The sequence below is a fragment of the Candidatus Peregrinibacteria bacterium genome, from assembly GCA_030700255.1.
Classification (GTDB): domain Bacteria; phylum Patescibacteriota; class Gracilibacteria; order UBA1369; family JABINC01; genus JABINC01.
Genome location: JAUYJN010000027.1, coordinates 17,758 through 38,513 on the forward strand (window position 1 = coordinate 17,758; position 20,756 = coordinate 38,513).

Sequence of the window (20,756 nt, forward strand, 5' to 3'; positions counted from 1 at the left end):
TTTTATGTAAGTTTTAACTGACCCATGTCTTCAACATGGCTTTCTTCTTTTTCTCTGCATCGAGTTAGCTCCATATGAGCTAGTACTTCTTCAGTCACATCGGCAGTTGGATATTTACGATCCATACATGCTGCACAGAAGTCTTTGATTTCCGGATTCCCTTCTATACACGAGGCTTTGAGGTCTTCTATTGTTTGATAAAAAAGTCCATCTGCGCCTATCTCCTTGCAGATTTCTTCATTGCTACGTCCATCTGCTATGAATTCTTTTTTGGATGGCATGTCTACTCCGTAGACGCATGGGGAAACGAGCGGCGGCGCAGCCGACGCGACGTATATTTTCTCAGCACCGGATTTGCGTACCATTTCTATAAGAAGTTTAATTGTGTTACCTCTAACAATACTATCATCTACAAGCAGTACTTTTTTACCTTTTATCTCAAGTGGTAAAGTATTTAATTTATGACGAATTGATCTTTGTCGCATGTTTTGTCCGGGCATAATAAATGTTCTACCTATATACCTATTTTTCACAATTCCTTCTCTGTATTTGACTCCTATGTTATGGGCTAGAGTAAGTGCGGCAGAGCATGAGCTATCTGGCACTGGAATTACAACATCAACTTCAATACCGGAAGCTTTGACTTGTTCAGCCAAATATTCACCCATCCTAAGTCTACTTTTGTAAACTGAGATCCCATCGATGATTGAATCAGGACGTGCCAAATATACATATTCAAATATGCATGATCTAAAGTTTGTTTTTTCTACACATTTTTTACTGTGAGCACGACGTTTTGAATCTATAAATACAACTTCTCCAGGTTGTACATCGCGAACCAATGAATACCCGAGTGTATCTAAGGCTACCGATTCAGATGCAAGCATGTATTCTGTTTCAAGTGAGGTTTCTCTCTTACCGAGCACCAAAGGGCGTATTCCTTCAGGGTCACGAAAACCTATCATTCCTTGTCCGGCGATATAAGCGATCGCGGCATAGCCACCTTTTACTCTTTTGAAAACTGAACACATAGCTTTGAAAACATCATCAGCTTCAAGTTTATTTTTTCTGAGTTTCAAAATTTCATCAGCGATGACGTTTAGGAGCAATTCAGAATCTGAATTTGTCATGATTGATCTCATATTCTCTTCTTGGACTTCTATTTCGAGCTCCTTTGCATTCGTTAAATTACCGTTGTGTACTAGTGAAATCCCGAATGGAGAATTGACATAAAATGGTTGAGCCTCTTCTTCTGTAAAGAATCCTGCCGTAGGGTAGCGCACGTGACCGAGCCCTATGGTACCGATAAGCCTTGCGACATTACGTTCTCTGAAAACATCACGAGCAAGTCCATTTCCTTTTTTTACATGAAAACGTTTCCCATCAAATGTAGACATGCCTGCGGCATCCTGCCCTCTGTGTTGTAGCGTAACCATCCCGTCATATAATTCAGAGACCACATGATCGTTACTTATTATTCCTAGTATTCCACACATATTTATAGAGGGTTATAAATTTGATGTTTTGATAAATTATAATTGTTCACGCTGTAATCTCTCACATGCAATGACTGTATTTTCCATAAGGCATGCAACCGTCATAGGCCCACAGCCTCCGGGAACTGGTGTAATATAGCCGGCTTTTTTTGAAATCGCATCAAAATCAACGTCACCACATAGTTTTCCGTCGACCTTATTGCAACCAACATCTACAACGACAGCTCCTTCTTTTACCATGTCCGCTGTTATCAATCCAGCTTTACCTACAGCGACTACGAGAAGATCTGCATTCAAAGTGTGTGTTTTTAAATCTTTTGTCTTTATATGGCAGGTTGTGACAGTTGCTTCTCTATTTAGTAGCATTATGCTCATTGGTTTGCCGACTATGTTACTTGCGCCGACGACCGTTGCATCCATACCGGCAACATCGATGTTGTATTCATCTAGCAATTTTATAACTCCCATGGGTGTACAAGGCGCAAGCTCTTCAAATTCTACAGATAAGAACATTTTGCCAAGATTATAAGCATGAAAACCATCCACATCTTTGTGTGGGTTTATAGCTTTTATTACTTCCGGTGCATATATATGGTCGGGTAGGGGTAGTTGTACTAGGAGGCCATGTATATTTTTTTGCTCATTTAACTGATGGATTTTTTTTATCAATTCATCTTGAGTAATAGATTCTTCGTAATCAATTTGCTCCCATTCAATCCCTGTAAATTCACAAGCTTTCCTTTTTTGTTTGATATAGGACAAAGAAGCAGGGTTATTCCCTACGAGTATGACGGCAAGTTTCGGTTTTACCCCATCCTTTTTGAGCTTGTCTACGGTCTCTTTTACTTGCTCAAGGACTTTTTGTGAAACAATTTTGCCGTCTAAAAGTTCCATTTATGAGAGAGGGGTTATCAAAGCGCCCGAATGTTAACTCAAACTTGAATCGTTCGCAACAAGAATATCCCAAAATCTTTGCTTGGTTACTTCGTAATTATCATCCTTAAGAACTCGCTTCCAGTCATATTTTTCACTGAGCATGTTCAATGTTTCTTCAGCTTTATTGAGTAGCTCATCATGTGATTCATGTAAATGCCCAACTTCAGCTGCACTAGTTTTTCTTTCGCCGTACATGAGGATACTGAAATCAGGTTTTATGAATTGTGAATTTAGGCTTTCTAACCAATCAAGGCTTGCACCCTTTGTGTACCCCCAACATATACCGGTTCCGGTATAATCTTCAGCAACTACGTAATCATTTTCAGCAAGCATTTGTTTTAAGCTAGGTTCAAATTGGAAGCGATTTAACGCATACCAAGTTTGTAATTCTTCTTCGGTTATTTTTTGTGGCTCACCTGACCTTAGTGTTTTGTTCAAAAAAGTGCCGCTCGGCTCGATATCGTATATTGGGTATTTTATATATACAGCTTTTGCACCGAGAGCTTTTAATCGTTCAACGATATTTTTTGCATGCCAAGATTTACCTATATTATTTACCCCGTAAATCGCTATAAACTTAGCCATTAATCGTATTTATGAATACATTTTTTATACATACTTTGAGCTACTGTTCGACGTGCCCTCCAGTGCTACCAAATCCACCTCGGCTTTCTGATTTTATTTCCTCAACTTCTTCAAAAAGAGGGCGATCAACTCTAACAAAAACTCCTTGTGCTATTTTTTCGCCACGACTTATAAATTGCACTTCTTCGGTAAAATTATACATCTGAATTTTGATCTCATCTTTTGGCCCACAATAATCCAGATCGATTATTCCAACCCCATGAGGTTGCATAACCCCCTTCTTTTTTGGAGTAGAGCTCCGAGAAGCAAGCATGAGCATGTACCCCTCCGGTACTTCTATAATCACATTTGCAGGGATAAGCTCGATCGCACCACTGTGCACGCGCACATCTTCCCTGGCTATCAAATCAAATCCAACCGACCCATGAGTTTCATAAATAGGTAGCGGAAGAGTTTTGTCTATTCTTTTAATCTTAACTTTCATACCTTGAAATTTAACAAATTTCTCAATTAAAACAATGCTAAAGTTTCACGCAAAGTCTTGTAGGGTCCAATAACCGCAAGTCCTAGTTTCTTGCATTCAGATTCCCTTTTATCTAATTGGGTTACATTGCGAATTTCAGAAGAAAGCCCTATTTCACCGAGTGCAACCGCATTATCTTGAAGTGGCTTTTTTCTAAAAGATGAGATGATTGCCATGGCAACAGCCAGGTCAACCGCAGGATCATTTATTCGAATTCCCCCGACTACATTTATGTATATATCTTGATTGAGTAAATTAATGTCTGCATATTTTTGAATTACGGCAGTTATCATTTGTAATCTGTTTGCATCATATCCGCTAACGGCTCTTTTCGGATATCCAAATGCAGTTATGCTAGTTAGAGCCTGAACTTCAACTATCATAGGTCTTGAGCCCTCAACGACGACGGAGAGACAAGAGCCGATACTATTCGGCTGTCTATCTTGTAAAATATGTTCCGAAGGATTGAGCACTTGCTTCATACCGAGACCTTCCATTGTGAAAAGTCCGACCTCATTTGTAGATCCAAATCTGTTTTTTACAGCTCGGAGCATCCGAAGATCCTTGTATCTATCGCCTTCTATCATGCAAACGCAGTCTACCAAATGCTCTAATGTTTTTGGGCCCGCCAGGTTCCCATCTTTGTTTACGTGGCCGATAATCAAAATTGTAATGTCATTGGCTTTTGCAAAATGCATTAGTGTCTCAGTACAGTATCGAACCTGGGTTATGCTTCCGGCGTAACCGGATGAAAGCTCTGAACTTATTACTTGAATAGAATCAATTACCACAAACCCCGGTTTTTCTTTATTCAAAGTAGCGATTACATCTTCTAAATTTGAAGTTTCCAAGAAAGATGTCTCATTGAGGTCAAGTCCGAGTCTCTTTGCGCGTGCATTTATTTGATGTGGGGATTCTTCGCCGCTTACATAAAGCACACTTTCATTTATATTATCTACAATTTGTAGTGTAAGAGTAGATTTACCAATCCCGGGCTCTCCACCAAGTAATACGATACTTCCAACGACGAATCCACCGCCGAGTACAGTATCTACTTCTGAAAACCCTGTAGGTATACGACCCTTAAGACGTTCCTTGCTTGATATTTGGACAGTCTTAACATTTGACCTTGTCACGCTATCGAGTGTGAGTTCCTTCTTCCCGGTATTGATCACATCTTCCGTAAAAGTATTCCAGCCATTACACTCCGGGCATTTGCCAACCCATTTTGAGCTCTCGTGTTGGCAACTTTCACAAACATATATGGTTTTTAATTTCATTTTTGTATGACTAATAACGTGGTGAGTATAATTTCACCTCAGGCCTTAAGTCAACAGATTATGAATAATTTCTTTTGAAAGGTGAGACGGCGCAACAACTAGTTGTTGCTTCTTTGGATTTGTGAATTTTTCACCATTTATATCACTAACCTTTAGTCCGGCTTCTTCACAGATTAGAAGTCCGGCTGCGAAATCATATATTTTTGAAGTACCACTTAAGTCGATAAATCCGTCATAAGAGCCTCTTGCGGCGTAGCAAAGTGCGATAGCTCCAGATCCAAACGAGCGTACACGATATGTCTTTTTCATAATCTCTGTAAGTACTTTCATGCTTTCTGTATACATTTTTTGATCATTCTTGTCGGCATTTTCAGATAAAATAGGGAGTTCGGTGTGTATCTGGGCTTTGGCCAGCTCTTTCACACAGGATCCATGAAGTTTTACGGTGCTTTCCATGACAAAATCTTCGCCATGTTCTTGGTCTAGCAAAAAAGCCCCTTCACCTTTTAAAGCAAAAAATAATTCTTCGGTTTTTGGAGCACAAACCAGTCCAAAAATAGTTTCTCCTTTGTATTGCAGAGCCATCGATATATTAAAAAATGGCAAATGCCTTATATAATTTTTAGAACCATCAATCGGATCAAGTATCCAAGTGTAATCAGACTTCTTATCCGGCCCTTTGCCACACTCTTCACTGTCAAAATTATGATCAGGGAAATATTTCATCAAAGTATCTAGTAGTAATGATTCAACTTTAAGATCCAAATTTGTACAAATATCTTCAGATTCTTTGAAATGATCTATTGATACTGAGTTCCATTCTTTGAGCAATAGATCACCGGCTTTTAGTGCCAGTGGAATACATATTGATTTGAGAGTTTCTTGCATATGGAAAAGTTACAACAGGTAGAAGTGTATTGATTTTCGTTGACTTAGTAAAATCAATTTGAAAAATAAAATTTTTACAGTAGAATTCACTGGCCAATCTTTGGTGAGGTGGCGGAGTGGTTACGCAGCAGTTTGCAAAACTGTACCACACGGGTTCGAATCCCGTCCTCACCTCCATAGAGGCGAACGAATGAGCACCTTGAATGCGCCGCGACCGAAGGACGAGGAGTGGGGCAGGCAAGAGTGCGAAGAGGAGACTCTGTGTGTGAGCTCTCACAATGTGAGACTCTGGAAATATATAAGGTTTTACACCTTATCCTGCCCGGGTGGCGGAAATGGTAGACGCGCGGGACTTAAAATCCCGTTTCGCTTGCGAAGTGCGGGTTCAATTCCCGCCCCGGGCACCAAAATCTGACTTTCAGAAAATTGACCAACTTTTTCGTTGGCTTCTGCTCCTAACAGAGCAGATGGCGGGGCTGGCCTCTTTTTGATTTCGCTTGGGTGTGGGGAGGAATCCGCGCGGGCTGAATTTTATTTTTTGGAGGCTGGTTTGTGTATATAAAGAGGGGAATCGATATTGCAAAATTATCGGGGAGGAGGGTAGAATATAGTAAAAGTCTTAAAAAATAATTATTTAACTAACTATAAAGAATCTATGAAAAAAAATTAACAAGATTTCAGCAGTTATATTAAGTCTTGCGCTTATACTTGGTATAACTGGACCGACTACTACATTTGCGGCAACAGACCCAGGTTTGGATGCGGCAAGTAGCTTCGCGGTTTTGGCCGGGTCGGGTATTGTTAGCACTAATCCCCCGCAAGTCATTGTTGGTGATGCCGGTTCTAGTCCAACCGTATCAAACGGTTTAACTGATGACGAGGTAACCTGGTATAGTTTCGGATCACGCCCCGGGGAGAATGGCACTTCCGTTATTGCAGGGCACTATGATTGGATAAATAATATACCGGCAGTATTTAGTCATTTACATGAATTACGCAAAGGTGATAAGGTATCCGTGGAAGACGAAAATGGGATGATTACCACTTTCGTTGTACGTGAAATACGAACATACGATAAAGATGAGTATGCACCAGATGTATTTATATTAGACGATGACAAGGCTCACCTTAATCTCATCACTTGTATAGGATTTTGGGATAAAGTTTCTAAAAGTTATTCGAAACGATTGGTGGTATTCACCGATAAAGAATAAGAAACAAAGTATTTATATCCATCCCAGTGTCAGCCGTCAAAAAATAAAATTCAGCCCCTTTTAGAAGAAAAAAACGGGCGGGCGCAAAATCAGAAATGCAGAGAAAACTTATTTGCTGGCTGGCGAGCGTTAGCGAGCGGCGGCGGGGCGGCTTCCATTGGCTGGTTTTGTTCAGGAATTTCGGATAAAATAGGTTTTAGCCAAACTGTAAAGACACGCCAAAATTTTTCAAAACTTGGAGCGTATGGTTATTTAATAAATAATTTTGAGAAGTTTGATGATATCCGGTAAATTCACACGTTTCTCTGTTCCGTCTCTTATTGTCGCAAATGTAGCGCCTCTTATTGGTGTGCTGTTTTTTGACTGGGATCTTTTTCAAATTCTTTTTCTTTACTGGTTTGAAAGTGGAGTAGTTGGATTTTACAGCATATTCAAGCTTATAAAAATAAGTGGTATTTTTAGTATATTTCTAGTGCCGTTTTTCATAATCCATTACGGTGGGTTTATGACAGGACATTTGATGTTTATTTTCGCTATTTTCGCTCCTCATTTAATTGATTCTTCATTCTTCCCGTCATCAGAGATTATTATCGCACTACTTAACATAATTAAATTTTCAGCTATAGCACTTATCGTGAGCCACGGTATATCTTTTTTCGCTAATTTTATTGGAAATCGTGAGTATCAACTCACAAATATAGAAAAACAAATGCAAGCTCCCTATAGGAGAATCATTATAATGCACCTAACACTGCTTTTCGGTGGAGGGTTGATTGTGTTATTTAAGGAACCGATATTGGGACTTGTACTTCTTATTGTAATAAAAACGATCGCAGACCTTAATTCTCATCTAAAAGAACATGATGTTTTTTAATATTAAAATTATTTCACTCCGGCTTCTTCTATCAAAGTTTCTTCGCTTACTTTTGCGCTTAGAGATTCTGTAACCATTGGGTGGTTTTTCCAATTTCCTTGGATAAACCACAAGTAGGCCATGATACCTGATATTACATTTGAAATAGGGAATGACCACCAAAGGCCATCTTCTCCCAAGAAATCAGGTCGTGAAAGTATATATGCGGCAGGGAACCTGAGAACCCAAAGTGCGACGAATGCGATAACCATAGCAGCTAAGGTGTTCCCAGCTCCTCTGAATGACCCCGCGTATGTTTGTTGGACACCGAAGAATCCAAAAGTCATGGCCATTATTCGGATAAAATGTGCGCTAGTTTGTATAACTTTTGTTTCTCCCGGTACAAAAAATGCAGAGATAGGTTCTGCAAGAAAATATAAAATAATTCCAAGTATTGTTAGTACAACCAATGAAACCCCCGCACTAACATGAGAAAGTCGTTCAGCTCGTTCTATTTTTTTAGCTCCGATATTTTGCCCAACGAGGGTCGAAGTCGCGATAGAGAGCCCAACAGCAGGGATTATGATGAAACTTAGGATTCTAGTTCCGATTCCATATGCGGCGACAGCATCTGTCCCAAAGCTTGAAACAAGAATAATCATTACAGCAAGGCCTAGTGCAACCGTCGTCTGCTCCGCAGACGCCGGCACACCGATCGCAAAAATCTTCTTAATTTGCACAAAATCAGGTTTGAAATCTTTGAGATGCAGCCGAACATCGTATTTACCACTAAAAAGCATAGTAAGTCCGATTATGGCTGCGAGCCCCTGAGTAAGGACGGTCACGATTGCAGCACCCGCGACTCCAAAACCAGGGATAGGGCCGTACCCCATTATAAAGATAGGATCCAGAATCAAGTTAAGTAGAACAGTGCCGAGCACTATTATCATTGGAGTTTTTACATCTCCAACTCCACGCATAAGTGATTGAAATACAAAATATCCAAATAAGAAAATCATCCCGAGGAATGAGATTTGTAGATATGCCGAAGCGTCAGCGGCGACAGATGTTTCCGCTCCCATTAGAGATACCAAAAAAGAAGAGCTAAAATACCCAAAAATAGTCAGGACAAATGATATTAATATCATTATCAGCAATGTTTGTGCTGATATATGATCTACTTTTGCATAATTTTTAGCACCTTTGTATTGCGCTACAAGCACGCTCCCTGCGATAGTTAGTCCACCTCCAAGTGCGATCAGTAGAAAGATAATCGGAAAAGTTATCGACACTGCGGCGATAGCATCCGCACCAAGTCTACCAACCCAAAAAGTATCTACCAGTTGGTACATTGTCTGCAAAATATTCGCTACGACTATCGGTATAGAAAGACTCAGAAGAGACGTAAGGATTGGCCCTTCGGTTAGTTTGTTTGTCTTCATAATGTAAGTGAAAAATGGTGGGTCAGCCGGGATTCGAACCCGGGACCAAAAGCTTAAGAGGCTTCTGCTCTACCGACTGAGCTACTGACCCATGAATGATTTTTTCAATCGTCAAAATCGCTTCGGTATTCTATGTATAAATTAACTCAACGGCAAGTCTTTTTCTGTTATTTTATCTCGAAAGATTTGAGGGCATTTTCTACTTTTTCACGAGCGAACATTTCTTCGTTTATACTGTATGTTCCTGTGACTACATAAACATTTGAGCCTTGGTAGCCGTAAGTTTGGAGAAATCTGAGAGTAGGGGAGGATGGACCCTGTTTCCCTTCAAATACATTTAAGACAGAAGTGGCAGAATTACCTTTTACTGTTATAGGGAAATCCCCATGACTGATTTCTTTGAAATCGGTAAGTGTTGTTTTGTGTGTGCTTAGCATCTGAGCTGCAAATTTTTTGACATCTATTTCAGACTCTATTGTTGAATAAGTCACATTTATATTTGCAACAAAATCGGTGTTTTTCACATGATTACGAATTGCAACGACTGTGTTGTCAGGGTATGTGTTATCAAATTTTTGTACGATCTCCCAGTCTTGAGGGATCATAAGTGAGAAATCCGAACTTACAAACTTATTACCGTCTATTTTCCCATCCAAAATAGGGCTTCCACTGGAGAAACATCCTGTGAGAAGTAAGGTTGATAATACAAAAGTAGCAATTAATAACTTTTTCATAATTTATTCTTAAATGATTTCTAGAGGCTAATTTTATACCAATTTAATGAAAGTGCAAATTATATGCGAAGCCCCGGGACAGGGAAGTTCGCACACATTTCTTTGACTTCACCTCTGATTCTGTCGTGTACACTTGAATCTTCCGGGCTCTCACAAGCTTCGTTTATGAAGCGAGCTATAGTTTTCATCTCTTCTTCTTTCATGCCACGAGTTGTAACAGCCGGTGTACCAATACGTATTCCGGATGGATCGAATGGTGAACGTGGATCAAATGGGACCATGTTTTTGTTAACTGAGAGTCCTGAATCTTCTAGTGCTTTCTCAGCTATCTTACCTGTTGTATTTTTCGAATTCATATCTATAAGCATCAAGTGATTGTCAGTTCCATCTGATACAATTTTGAATCCGTATCCCATAAGTTCTTCGGCGAGAGCTTGTGCATTTTTGATCACTTGCGCCGCATAATCTTGGAATTCCGGTTTTAGAGCTTCCGCGAACGCTACAGCTCGAGCTGCAGTTATGTGATCGTGTGGGCCGCCTTGTAGTCCCGGGAAGATCGCTTTGTCGACTTTTTTCGCATGTTCTTCCTTGCACATAATTATCGCACCCCTAGGCCCACGAAGAGTTTTATGAGTAGTTGTAGTTACCACATCACAGTATGGTATAGGGTTCTCAATTTGTTTTCCGGCTATCAACCCTGCGATATGAGCTATATCTGCAAACAAAATCGCTCCGATTTTGTCAGCGATTTCCTTGAATCTTTTCCAATCCATATCTCGAGAATAGGCGGAAAATCCTGCAATAATCATCTTTGGTTTTTCTCGTAGTGCAATCTCTTCAACTTTGTCCATGTTAATTCTTCCGTCAGCTTCAACTTCATATCTACAGAAATCATAAAGAATTCCTGAGAAATTCACCGGGTGACCATGAGATAAATGCCCACCATGATCTAGACTAAGTCCAAGAACTTTGTCACCGGGATTTAAAAATGCGAAGAAAACAGCCATGTTTGCAGGTGAACCCGAAAGTGGTTGAACATTTACATGCTCAGCTCCAAATAGCTCCTTTGCCCTTTCTATCGCTAAATTCTCGATGTTATCTATACATTGGTTACCTCCGTAGTATCTTTTGCCCGGATATCCTTCTGAATATTTGTTGTTCAACATACTTCCCATCGCTTCCATAACGGCGGTAGAGATGTAATTTTCAGATGCAATCAATTCGATCTCATGCTCTTGTCGAGATTCTTCCGCTTTGATAGCTGCATACAATTTTGGGTCCTGACTCTGAAGTTGAGACATGTCAAAAGGGTTAGGGATTTATATTATGGCGTTTCCCGAGATTTTTTACTCGTATATTGTGGTAGGAGTGATGATGTAACTAAGTTTTTCATCATGTTTATCAACGGGCACATTTTGCACTATTTGAAAGTCGTATGCCAGACCAATTTTCGGACACGTCACCTCATGGAATAATCTGTCAAAAAAGCCTTTTCCGAAGCCAATTCTATTCAGTTTAGCATCAAATGCCAGCCCCGGAGTAATCACACATTCAATTGCGCTCGGCTCAACATATGATCTGATACTATTTTTATCAAAGCTCTTAACTTGAAGATTCATCTTTGCCTGATCCATTGATTCAATACGTGGCACAACAACCGTCTTGCCGAGATCATGAAAAATCCCAATAAGCTCATGCGTATCGACTTCATCTTTGTATGATTCGTAGACCAAAATAACTTCTGCATCCTGCACCGGCGGCATCTCAAGAAGTTTAGATATTATTTCAGCATCAAACTTCCTCTTCCGCTCCGGAGTACTGCAAAGTTCAGCTCTCCGAGCCTTCATCTCCTCGCGTATCTTTTCTTTTTGTAATTGTATTGATGTATCCACGCTTCAAAAAATAGATGAAAACCCACCAAATGCAAGTGGAGTTAATTGAAACTTGCAAAGCGAGTGCATGTTAGGTAAAAATACTATGCGATGCGCTAAAGGCTTGCGTTGCAAAATAAGGTATGCCCGGGTGGCGAAATTGGTAGACGCGCAACGTTGAGGTCGTTGTCCTGATTTATCGGGGTGGAAGTTCAAGTCTTCTCTCGGGCACCATTTAGAGTTTAAGAGCTTCCTGCTTCTTCGGTAAAAGTAAAATAAATGGAAGGATAGCTAAGTTGATTGCGAGGACGGTGAGGTAGTACTTATATAGTTTATATTTATTTTTATCATCGCAACTATAAATGCCAACCAAAAATCATGCAAGCAATCTATGCGGATCTATCAGAGAGAATATTTCTCGCTTCATGCTTTCTACTTAGTACCGGATCTTGTACATCTTTCGCACTCCATGATAAACCGAGTGGGCAAAGCTGTGTCCGGGTACTTCCTTCTATGCCATGTGCATCTTTAGTGAAAACATCTTTATCACCAATTACCTCAGGGCCAAATTCCAAAATTGCATCAACGACCTGATCAAGTGTCGTGTCATCGCCGAAGCCTTTAAATTCTTCAATCGGTCTAAATTGTCTTTCTATCATATCTAGGTTATTTAAATCGCACTAATTATTACTTCGTATAAATTTTTATCAATAAAAAAATATTTCTGACTCGTCCTAGTACAAGATTTTGTACAAAATAACGTACAAAAGCTGTGCCCGGGCGTGGTGCGTTTTTTTAGAAATAAATTAATTATTTTTTACGCTACCCATGTCAGCATCTTCATCAGCAGCATTGATTCCAGCCATTCGTCCTGTCGCCCAAGAAGCTTGCAGGTTATAGCCACCTGTGAACCCATCTATATTCATAACTTCACCTGCGAAGAATAGGCCTTCGCATATGCGCGACTCCATAGTTTTTGGATCGATTTCAGCTGTGTCGACGCCTCCGGCTGTTACGAATTCACTTCCTTGCCCGCGGCCGATTACGGTTAGAGGGTGATTTTTTAGTTTTTCACAAGTGCTTCTAACAACCGTATGTTTTGTTTCATTGCATGGGTTTGCTGAATTTTGTATTAATTTCTGAAGTACGGATTTTGGCATAAATTCATGGAAAATTCCGAAGAAAGGTTTCTTTGGATAGTTTTTGATAAAATCAAATGCATGCGTTTCAAGTTCGCGCAGAGTGAGTGAAGGGACAAAGTCCACATATAGAATAAGTGGAGATTCTTTGCTACATATTTCAAAAGTGGAAAAGGCACTCATGGCAAAGGTGGCAGGTCCTGAGATTCCTTTATGAGTCCACACAAATGGCCCGGAATAACTAACTTTTTTACCATCTTTTAAAATCGCTCTCATAGTCACATTTTCCAGACTTACCCCTGCAAGATCTTTTGCGAATGTTTCTGCCAATACAAATGAATTCAAACTTGGCCCGAGAGACGTTGTGCTATGCCCTAGAGCTTCTGCGAAACAATATCCATCTCCACTTGAGCCGGTATGCCGATACGCTTGTCCGCCTGTCGTTACTATCAATCGATCAAATTCAAATTCTTTACCTGGAGAATTAGTTAAAATAAACTTTTCGCCAACTTTTTTAACACTTTTTATGTCAGTCCCACATTTTACATCTACGTTTTGTGTATCAAAAAATTGTTCAAACGCACCAACGATATCATGTCCGTCATTACTTACAGGGAATACCCTCATATCTTTTTCAACTTTCAATTTCACACCATGATCTTCAAACCATTTGTATGTATCAGCTGGGCCAAAGGCATACATCGCATTTTTCAAAAATTTATTTCCTCGCGGATATTTTTTCAAAACTTCTTCTACATCTGTATAGCCGGTTGTTACGTTGCACCTTCCACCACCTGAAATTATTACCTTTGCACCGAGCGAAGGATTTTTATCAAAAATAGTAACAGAAACATCAGAATTCTCTGATTTCGCACTCATCGCCGCCATCATGCCGGCCGCTCCTCCACCTATAATTCCTATTTTGTGTGTCATGCCTCTATTTCATAGTAAAAATCGTTTGACCTCAAGGGCAAATTTCAATAAACTGGCGGAGCTTTCAATTGAAGAAGGTAATTCAACACACATGCGCGCTTAGCTCAGTTGGTTAGAGCGACTGGTTTACACCCAGTAGGTCGGGGGTTCGACTCCCTCAGCGCGCACCAGAAAAAAAAGCCCACATTATTATGTAGGCCTTTTTTTGAATGCCGGTGGTAGGTGGCCGGATTGTTATTTTTTTAGGTCGTAGGTATTTCTACCGACACGATCGAACAAAGTCTTATTTTTCAAATTTAGTTGAATTGTGATTTTCTTTACTTGGCGTACTTCGAGGACTTTTTTGGTGATTGTGTCGCGGTCGAGTGGGCCGGACTTTGTCAAAATATCTGTGATAACATCGCTGACAGTCCCTGGTTTGTATCCCCATTCAGCCAAAGCATATATACCTCGACCGATTAATACGAAAGTATTATCGCGGATGAGTTCATTGTGAACTGCTTGTACGTTGATTGTTTTTTCATCGAATGACATATTTCTAGTAGCCATAGTTAGTTCATCAAAATGCATTGGTTTACCATGTTTTCTCAATACAAATGTGATTTTGTCGTGAATTGTACGTGGGTTGATGTGCGCCCATTTGAATAAACCGACTTTGCCATCTTCGGTAAGTTTTAGCTCCTTGCTGGTTTTGCAAATATTAGACAATGTAGAAACCTCAAATTTAATTCCGATCTCATATGCAATGAAGTCTTGCAGCTCTGTTATGTCAGTTACGTCTTTTTTCTTTTTGAGTTTATTGATTACTGACCTGGCGGTGTTTGTCACGTTATTAGCTTGAAGTTCACTCATGTAATAATAAGGGTGGAATTGTATTGTATTGTGAACTGTAGTTATGTCGCCACTCATCATGATAGCCAACTCTAAATAATTCATATCTGACTCTGAGCTGGAGTTTATGCCGTCTCGTAAGTTACGGAGTAGAGAATTCTTGACTAGTACTCCACCAAGCAAAGCAAGCGTGTTTAACGCCATGTCTAGTACTTGAGTGAGGCCTGCAGATTTATCGATGCTTGAAAGTTTACCGACTGCAGCGTTTTCTATCTGTCTTACTCTTTCTCGTGTAATGTTGAACTTTTGTCCTATAGCTTCCAGTGTGTGTTTCTCATATTTACCAAGGCCAAAACGCATCTCCAAAACTTTAGCTTCCCGTTCAGAAACGTTCTTCAATAATTGACCGAAGAGGCTAACTATATTGATAGTAGTTGTAGCTGTACGTTTGCCGATGGGGGCAAACACTCGAATAGTAGTTTTTTCTTTAGCGATCATAGGTTGAGAGAGTTAGAATTTATAATATTTGAATAGAAGCGAATAGTATCATTACGCTTCTTCAATAAGAAGCATTGTTAATAAAAATTATCAAGAAGGCCGGATTCTACGACTCGTTATCGGGACATGTCAATACGTGCATTTGTTTATTGGGAGCGCTTAAGTTGCCTTATCGACATTTTGTAATATGCCTACTCTAAAGTGTTGATAATAGGCATTAACAGAATTCACAAGTAGCGTACTTATGTTATAATTTGCGTCAAATCAAGCTTGTAACTTTATTGTGCGAGCATGGATTTTTTCTCCTTAAGAACCGCAATTATGCTAGCTCTTACTTTTTCGGCTATAGCTTTTTTATATCCTAAAAAAAATATTAGATCTTCAGGGGGGTGGGGTGTGATTTCGACTTGTTGTAAAATATTGTCAAGATCAGCTCTTGTTATCCCATAACCCGGTAGTTCATCACTAGTGAAAAAACCATTTGTCTCAGTTTGATCTTTTACCATTTGACATACATCTTTTCCAAAAATGAGGCTCGCCTCTATGCTTTTTCGGAAAAGCCCGGTCAGTCCAAGTAGAATGAAGTAAAATAGTTGATGATCATTGTTGATAACAATATCGGATTTGCAATCAGGTAATTTAACCACGCCAAGCTTTGATGGCTCAAGGTCTGTTCCTGCGAGTTTTGCGACAATATCCATGTTGATCACTTATTCGGCCTATAATCCTATAATATTGGCGTATTTTGTGCAACTGCAAATGAGTTGTTAGATTTTCACAGCCTTATCCCACATGATGCTGAATACATTTTTCATAAAGTTAGAGAGCTCTCGGCTTTCGATTACGACTCCAAGGAATGGCGCTTTTGATGTTATAAGTGAGAACTCATCTCCGTATATGAACATAGTACTGAGAAATTTATGCTCTGGTGGCAAAAATCTGGTTTCTCGAAGGATAGCTGTATTATTGCTTGGCCAGGACTTTGTCTCATCGTCTTTGAATAGTAAAGTTCTGATGTTTATACATTTTTTTAAGCGGGTTGGTATATAGTGATTGCTATCATATTCTTCCGTAGCCGCTTCAAGGAAATCATCCATTGACCCAAGGAACAATATTTCTTTTTTGGCTTTGTCGAGAGATCTCTGACATACTTCATAAAAGCCCTCTTCTCCTTCATAAAAACGTACAAGTGGCCGGTCTTTTTGAGTTGGATGTAGGGCTTGTAAAGCAGGTATTAGGCCATTTAGTGTCATCTCTTTCATGTTCAGATTGAATTTTTCTTCTTCAACTTGATGTCTGAATTTATTTATATCTTCTACAAATATAAGTCTTTTTTTACCTTTGCGGGATTCACCAATAAACCCATCTTGTCGTAATTTTTCACATATGACATGCGTGGTTGAGCGATTGATTTTTGAATGATTAGCTAGGTCTTGAATGTTTGCCGGACCAAGCTCGGAAAGTGTTGTGTATATGATTGCTTCTTTCTCTGACATGCCAAATTGTTGAAGTTGTTTAACAACCTTGGAAAGTCTATGCGTAGCGGTATTCATGAGTAAGTATGACTAAATGTTAAAACTATACGTCATATTACATGTATGCTTGTGTTTGAGTCAACATAACGAAATGATTAGCCAAATATATACCCAATACTATGAACTGTTTTGATTAAATCATTCTTTTTGCCAAGTATACGGCGCAATTTCCCTATATGAACATCTATTGTGTTTGTCATGAATGTTTTGTTTATATCCCAAACGCTTTCGAGGATCGTATTACGACATAGTAGTCTCTGAGGATGTAGCATAAAAAATTCAAGTAATGCGAATTCTTTGTTTCGGAGTGAGATGGTGGTTCCCCCTATCTGCATCTGTCTATACCGCCTGTCGAGTATGATATCGCCGAATTGCAAGACTTCAGAGTTAGCCTCATTATATAGGTCATTTACGGTGTACGAATATACAATTTCTTTAATTTTCCTCACTGTTTCAAATACATCTTTGGACTCGGTTAAATGATGTTCACATCGGTCTTGCAGGGACTTTGGTACTGTTCGTGTGGCCTTCCATAGTAAGATTTTTGGGATGTGTAATTTTTTCTGATGTAGAAGAAGTAAAAATTGTTTGATCTCAAGTGAGGAATCAACTATCAAAACTGCGGATGTAAATTCGAATTCTATAAGTGCGTATTCAGATAAGAACTGATTATATGTTATAAAGGTAGCTTCAATATCATGTCGCTTTAGAGATTTTTTAAATATGTCAGCTTCGGCATATTCATTTGCTATAAATAATAATTTCATAAGGAGGGGGTAAGTTAATTACTTAGTTTATTATTAATGCATATAGTGTAGAATTTTATCAAACATAAAATTTCATGAAATTTATTTTTGGCTTGTAAAAGTCATAAACCTATGATTATTTTGTTGTCACAGTTGTGACAACAAATGCAAAAAAGCCTGAGTTATATAATAATTTTAAGATATGAAAACATATGAAGAGGTAGTTTCGATACTTGAAACGAATGGATTTAAAAAATTCCGGGCAGGGCAGGTTTTTCAAGGTGTGTATAAAGAGGGTAGAGATAATTATGATGATATAACTACTTTACCAAAAGATGTGAAGGAGCGACTTGAGCGAGAGGCACCAATATATTCGATAAAGCCGGGGCACCGAATGGTTTCAAAAATCGATGGAACTCAGAAGTTTTTGTTTCAATTGCAAAGTGGGCACAAGATGGAAGCAGTGCTTATGCGTTATAGCGACAAAGCTGGTAAACGTAATACAGTTTGTGTCTCTTCGCAGGTAGGTTGTGCCCTTAAGTGTGCATTCTGCGCCACGGGTAAACTCGGTTTTTCAAAAAACCTTATAGCTGAAGAGATAGCTGATCAGGTTCTATATTTTGATCATATTTTGAAAAAAGAGGGGGAGCGCGTGACTAATGTAGTGTATATGGGTATGGGTGAGCCATTTTTAAATTATGACCAAGTTATAAAATCAGTACGGATTTTAAATGATGAGCGTTGCTTAAATATCGCGGCGCGCAACATAACGGTTTCGACTTCCGGAGTTGTGGATGGGATTAAAAGGTTCACAAATGAAGACTGGCAGGTGAATTTGGCTGTGTCTTTGCACGCCCCGACGCAAGAGGGGCGGGCTGCTATCATGCCGATAGCACTTCCCCATACACTCGATCAACTTATGCAGGCACTTTATGATTACACGGAAAAAACTCATCGCAGAATTTCTTACGAATACGTACTGCTCAAAGGGGTAAATGATCAAGATGAGCATGCTCATCAACTGGCAAAACTTCTCAAAGGCACTCTCTGTCACGTAAATCTTATCCAATACAATGAAACTGATTTACCATTTTCAAAAAGCTCTCAGCTTCAAACAAAATCATTTTTAGAAATCCTCGAATCACATAATATACCATCCTCGCTTCGAATCAGCCGCGGCCAAGATATTTTTGGCGCATGCGGTCAGCTTGCAAATAAGATTGAAGAAGAAAAATAAGGCTTGAATTGACTTAAACTCAAAAACAATATAGTTTTTTATGCGTACAATTTATCAAAAAAATAATTTCTAATTCAAAAAAATATGGATGCAGGACAAACTCCAGGTAGAGCTCAACAAGTAGGTGGGCAAGGGCAGCCACCGATCAAAATCAGTATTACCGAAGAGATGAAAGGTGGGGTGTATGCAAATGCAGCTTCGGCTTCTGTAACAGCGAATGAGCTTATTCTTGACCTAGGTTACATAGTCCCAAATGAACAACCAATGACTGTAAAAGTGGTAAGCCGTGCAAATATGAGTATTAGGACAGCAGAGAGCTTGGTTCAGTTACTTCAAGGTTCTATAGGTGACTATTACGAAAAAGTAGCAAAGGCTCAGCCTGGTGCCGGTCAACAGCCACAAGCTCCACAGCAGCCACAGGCTCCATCAGTACCTATTCCATCTGAGGGAACTACTTCATAAGGTAATAACCATTCCCTAGCAATGAAAGCCCTAATCCAAAACGTATCGGAGGCGCGAGTCGATGTTGATGGAAGTACAGTTGGCCAAATTGGTCGCGGCCTTCTGGTGTTCTTGGGTGTGATGAAGGAAGATACGGATGAAGATTTGAATTATCTAATAGATAAAGTTACAAATCTTCGTTTATTTCAGCATTTTGATACAGAATCCAATAAAGAAAAATATTTCGACAAATCAATTTTAGATGTCGTCGATTTATATCCCCATATTGGTAAAACCAACTCGCAAATCGGCATTCTCGTAGTTTCTCAGTTTACACTTTGTGCCAGCACAAAAAACGGGCGTCGCCCCGGATTTGATAATGCCGCCGCTCCGGAAGTTGCAAAAGAAATGTATGAAAAATTCGTACAAAAACTACGCTCAACAAATACTGCAAATGGTGAGCCACTTAATGTCGCAGAGGGGCAGTTCCAAGCTCATATGCAGGTTTCTCTCGTAAATGACGGCCCAATTACAATTACGCTTGATAGTCGCGATAGGTAAACTTTTTTGTACCTCAATTTCTCAACTTAACCTTTCGTTTTTAGCCTTTCATTTTTTTTGCCACGACAATCCATTATTTCAAACTCTTATCTCTCTCCACGCCTGATAATATTGGTTTATTTTTTTATCTATCCTATATTTAGGATGCATTGTGTCGGCTTCTTCTTTTATGGCCCAGTTGATTTTCACTTTTGTCGTCGTATTTGTCGAAGCGTCTTTTACCAAAGCCCAACCAGACTCATGCTCAACTGGTACGCCTTCCTCATTCTCAATCAAACCAGCGTGTGCAAGCCGTTCGTGCGATTTGCAAAGTGGCACTAAAGTGTCTGGGTTATGAGTTGGGTCGAGCGCGAAGCGCTCGGTATGATGCAAAATCTCATATGGTTTACTACATCCCGGATACGCACAAAGCCCACTTGTTTTTGCGACCACATATTTTTTAATCTTAGCAGGAATATATCTTTTGCCGGTGTTCACCGGCGCGGGTTTTGGCTGCTCAGAGGCTTGATTCTCAATCACATTCAACATATTATTCAAAAGTTCATCCCATTCCTTTTCTCCTTTTATTTTTTTCAATCTTTCAATCGTTTTTATATTTAATTTCATGTAAATCGACTTGCTTATGCGGTTTTCAGGACTCTGACCCGTACTAGTACAAGATTCTTCGCCATTTACATCCAACGATTCCACAGCCGATTCTAAAGGAATGTTTTGCAGTTCACTTTTGTATTCTTTTACGTATGTTTCCAAAGTGTTTTTACTCATGGTTTTCGCTTTATTTGCCCAAAAACTCTCACTTTCTTCGGTCACGATTGTCAACACCGGACGAACTGAATTTATCCCTTTTTGTTTTGCAATTTTTTGCAAAATCGGTCTGTTATCAAGTTTTTTCATTATCCAAAGCGCATCATCCACCGCATACGTGCTCATACCGGCAAACACGCGTGCGTATTCATAAATATTTGTAAATCCCTTCGCGCGCCACACTTCTTGCTCTTGAATTTTCGGAAGTA

At 39.5% G+C, this 20,756-nt stretch carries 22 protein-coding genes and 5 tRNA genes; 9 read left to right on the top strand and 18 right to left on the bottom strand.

The window, feature by feature from the left end:
• Nucleotides 1–2: 2 nt before the first annotated feature.
• The 6 genes from purF to Q8P68_03265 are packed head-to-tail and all read right to left on the bottom strand — an operon-like array spanning nucleotide 3 to nucleotide 5,708.
• The gene (purF, locus tag Q8P68_03240) at nucleotides 3–1,496 is read right to left on the bottom strand and encodes an amidophosphoribosyltransferase (GenBank protein ID MDP4008184.1); all 1,494 of its coding nucleotides are present in this window, start codon (nucleotides 1,494–1,496) and stop codon (nucleotides 3–5) included.
• Nucleotides 1,497–1,532: 36 nt separating this feature from the next.
• Entirely contained in the window at nucleotides 1,533–2,390 is an 858-nt protein-coding gene (folD, locus tag Q8P68_03245) for a bifunctional methylenetetrahydrofolate dehydrogenase/methenyltetrahydrofolate cyclohydrolase FolD (protein MDP4008185.1), read from the bottom strand.
• A 33-nt stretch (nucleotides 2,391–2,423) separates the two neighbouring features.
• A complete protein-coding gene (locus tag Q8P68_03250) occupies nucleotides 2,424–3,017 on the bottom strand; it encodes a hypothetical protein (GenBank protein MDP4008186.1) in 594 nt (197 codons plus the stop codon).
• A gap of 40 nt (nucleotides 3,018–3,057) precedes the next feature.
• Entirely contained in the window at nucleotides 3,058–3,501 is a 444-nt protein-coding gene (dut, locus tag Q8P68_03255) for a dUTP diphosphatase (protein MDP4008187.1), read from the bottom strand.
• 26 nt (nucleotides 3,502–3,527) lie between these two features.
• Nucleotides 3,528–4,820, bottom strand: coding sequence for a DNA repair protein RadA (gene radA / locus Q8P68_03260; GenBank protein MDP4008188.1), 1,293 nt, complete (start codon nucleotides 4,818–4,820; stop codon nucleotides 3,528–3,530).
• Between the two features lie 45 nt (nucleotides 4,821–4,865).
• Nucleotides 4,866–5,708, bottom strand: a complete 843-nt coding sequence (locus Q8P68_03265) for an inositol monophosphatase (protein MDP4008189.1) — start codon at nucleotides 5,706–5,708, stop codon at nucleotides 4,866–4,868.
• A gap of 102 nt (nucleotides 5,709–5,810) precedes the next feature.
• Between Q8P68_03265 and Q8P68_03270 the strand changes: the two genes are divergently transcribed.
• The 4 genes from Q8P68_03270 (at nucleotide 5,811) to Q8P68_03285 (ending at nucleotide 7,796) form a co-directional block, all read left to right on the top strand.
• Nucleotides 5,811–5,885: transfer RNA gene (locus tag Q8P68_03270), tRNA-Cys, on the top strand.
• A gap of 143 nt (nucleotides 5,886–6,028) precedes the next feature.
• Nucleotides 6,029–6,115: transfer RNA gene (locus tag Q8P68_03275), tRNA-Leu, on the top strand.
• A gap of 348 nt (nucleotides 6,116–6,463) precedes the next feature.
• On the top strand, nucleotides 6,464–6,922 hold the full coding sequence (locus Q8P68_03280; GenBank protein MDP4008190.1) for a class F sortase: 459 nt from the start codon (nucleotides 6,464–6,466) through the stop codon (nucleotides 6,920–6,922).
• Nucleotides 6,923–7,187: 265 nt separating this feature from the next.
• Nucleotides 7,188–7,796 (top strand): DUF6498-containing protein, encoded by a 609-nt coding sequence (locus Q8P68_03285; GenBank protein ID MDP4008191.1) that lies wholly within the window; start codon nucleotides 7,188–7,190, stop codon nucleotides 7,794–7,796.
• An 8-nt stretch (nucleotides 7,797–7,804) separates the two neighbouring features.
• On the opposite strand, the gene Q8P68_03290 is transcribed toward Q8P68_03285, so the two are convergent.
• The 5 genes from Q8P68_03290 to Q8P68_03310 form a co-directional block, all read right to left on the bottom strand.
• Nucleotides 7,805–9,217, bottom strand: a complete 1,413-nt coding sequence (locus Q8P68_03290) for an MATE family efflux transporter (protein MDP4008192.1) — start codon at nucleotides 9,215–9,217, stop codon at nucleotides 7,805–7,807.
• 15 nt (nucleotides 9,218–9,232) lie between these two features.
• Nucleotides 9,233–9,308: transfer RNA gene (locus Q8P68_03295), tRNA-Lys, on the bottom strand.
• A gap of 76 nt (nucleotides 9,309–9,384) precedes the next feature.
• On the bottom strand, nucleotides 9,385–9,951 hold the full coding sequence (locus tag Q8P68_03300; GenBank protein MDP4008193.1) for a hypothetical protein: 567 nt from the start codon (nucleotides 9,949–9,951) through the stop codon (nucleotides 9,385–9,387).
• 59 nt (nucleotides 9,952–10,010) lie between these two features.
• Nucleotides 10,011–11,252, bottom strand: a complete 1,242-nt coding sequence (gene glyA, locus Q8P68_03305; protein ID MDP4008194.1) for a serine hydroxymethyltransferase — start codon at nucleotides 11,250–11,252, stop codon at nucleotides 10,011–10,013.
• A gap of 45 nt (nucleotides 11,253–11,297) precedes the next feature.
• Nucleotides 11,298–11,843, bottom strand: a complete 546-nt coding sequence (locus tag Q8P68_03310; protein MDP4008195.1) for a 5-formyltetrahydrofolate cyclo-ligase — start codon at nucleotides 11,841–11,843, stop codon at nucleotides 11,298–11,300.
• A 124-nt stretch (nucleotides 11,844–11,967) separates the two neighbouring features.
• On the opposite strand from Q8P68_03310, the gene Q8P68_03315 reads away from it, so the two are divergent.
• Nucleotides 11,968–12,056: transfer RNA gene (locus Q8P68_03315), tRNA-Leu, on the top strand.
• Nucleotides 12,057–12,211: 155 nt separating this feature from the next.
• Here the strand turns inward: Q8P68_03315 and Q8P68_03320 are convergent.
• Entirely contained in the window at nucleotides 12,212–12,481 is a 270-nt protein-coding gene (locus Q8P68_03320) for a hypothetical protein (protein MDP4008196.1), read from the bottom strand.
• Between the two features lie 147 nt (nucleotides 12,482–12,628).
• Nucleotides 12,629–13,894 carry an aminoacetone oxidase family FAD-binding enzyme gene (locus Q8P68_03325; protein MDP4008197.1) on the bottom strand — a complete coding sequence of 422 codons (1,266 nt, stop codon included), beginning with the start codon at nucleotides 13,892–13,894 and terminating at the stop codon, nucleotides 12,629–12,631.
• Nucleotides 13,895–13,987: 93 nt separating this feature from the next.
• Here Q8P68_03325 and Q8P68_03330 point away from each other — a divergent pair.
• Nucleotides 13,988–14,064 (top strand) — tRNA-Val (locus tag Q8P68_03330).
• 64 nt (nucleotides 14,065–14,128) lie between these two features.
• Here the strand turns inward: Q8P68_03330 and Q8P68_03335 are convergent.
• The 4 genes from Q8P68_03335 to Q8P68_03350 all read right to left on the bottom strand — a co-directional run bounded on the left by Q8P68_03335 (nucleotide 14,129) and on the right by Q8P68_03350 (nucleotide 17,525).
• A complete protein-coding gene (locus Q8P68_03335) occupies nucleotides 14,129–15,223 on the bottom strand; it encodes a sigma factor-like helix-turn-helix DNA-binding protein (protein ID MDP4008198.1) in 1,095 nt (364 codons plus the stop codon).
• A gap of 278 nt (nucleotides 15,224–15,501) precedes the next feature.
• Nucleotides 15,502–15,924, bottom strand: a complete 423-nt coding sequence (locus Q8P68_03340) for a hypothetical protein (GenBank protein ID MDP4008199.1) — start codon at nucleotides 15,922–15,924, stop codon at nucleotides 15,502–15,504.
• A gap of 66 nt (nucleotides 15,925–15,990) precedes the next feature.
• Nucleotides 15,991–16,776 (bottom strand): helix-turn-helix domain-containing protein, encoded by a 786-nt coding sequence (locus Q8P68_03345; GenBank protein ID MDP4008200.1) that lies wholly within the window; start codon nucleotides 16,774–16,776, stop codon nucleotides 15,991–15,993.
• Nucleotides 16,777–16,853: 77 nt separating this feature from the next.
• Entirely contained in the window at nucleotides 16,854–17,525 is a 672-nt protein-coding gene (locus Q8P68_03350; protein ID MDP4008201.1) for a response regulator transcription factor, read from the bottom strand.
• A gap of 181 nt (nucleotides 17,526–17,706) precedes the next feature.
• Here Q8P68_03350 and rlmN point away from each other — a divergent pair, with 181 nt between their 5' ends.
• The 3 genes from rlmN to dtd all read left to right on the top strand — a co-directional run bounded on the left by rlmN (nucleotide 17,707) and on the right by dtd (nucleotide 19,743).
• Nucleotides 17,707–18,741, top strand: a complete 1,035-nt coding sequence (gene rlmN / locus Q8P68_03355) for a 23S rRNA (adenine(2503)-C(2))-methyltransferase RlmN (GenBank protein ID MDP4008202.1) — start codon at nucleotides 17,707–17,709, stop codon at nucleotides 18,739–18,741.
• 84 nt (nucleotides 18,742–18,825) lie between these two features.
• A complete protein-coding gene (locus Q8P68_03360) occupies nucleotides 18,826–19,203 on the top strand; it encodes a DUF3467 domain-containing protein (protein MDP4008203.1) in 378 nt (125 codons plus the stop codon).
• A 21-nt stretch (nucleotides 19,204–19,224) separates the two neighbouring features.
• The gene (dtd, locus tag Q8P68_03365) at nucleotides 19,225–19,743 is read left to right on the top strand and encodes a D-aminoacyl-tRNA deacylase (protein ID MDP4008204.1); all 519 of its coding nucleotides are present in this window, start codon (nucleotides 19,225–19,227) and stop codon (nucleotides 19,741–19,743) included.
• Between the two features lie 78 nt (nucleotides 19,744–19,821).
• On the opposite strand, the gene Q8P68_03370 is transcribed toward dtd, so the two are convergent.
• Nucleotides 19,822–20,756: HNH endonuclease signature motif containing protein (locus Q8P68_03370; protein MDP4008205.1), on the bottom strand; the 935-nt coding region annotated here is incomplete at its 5' end.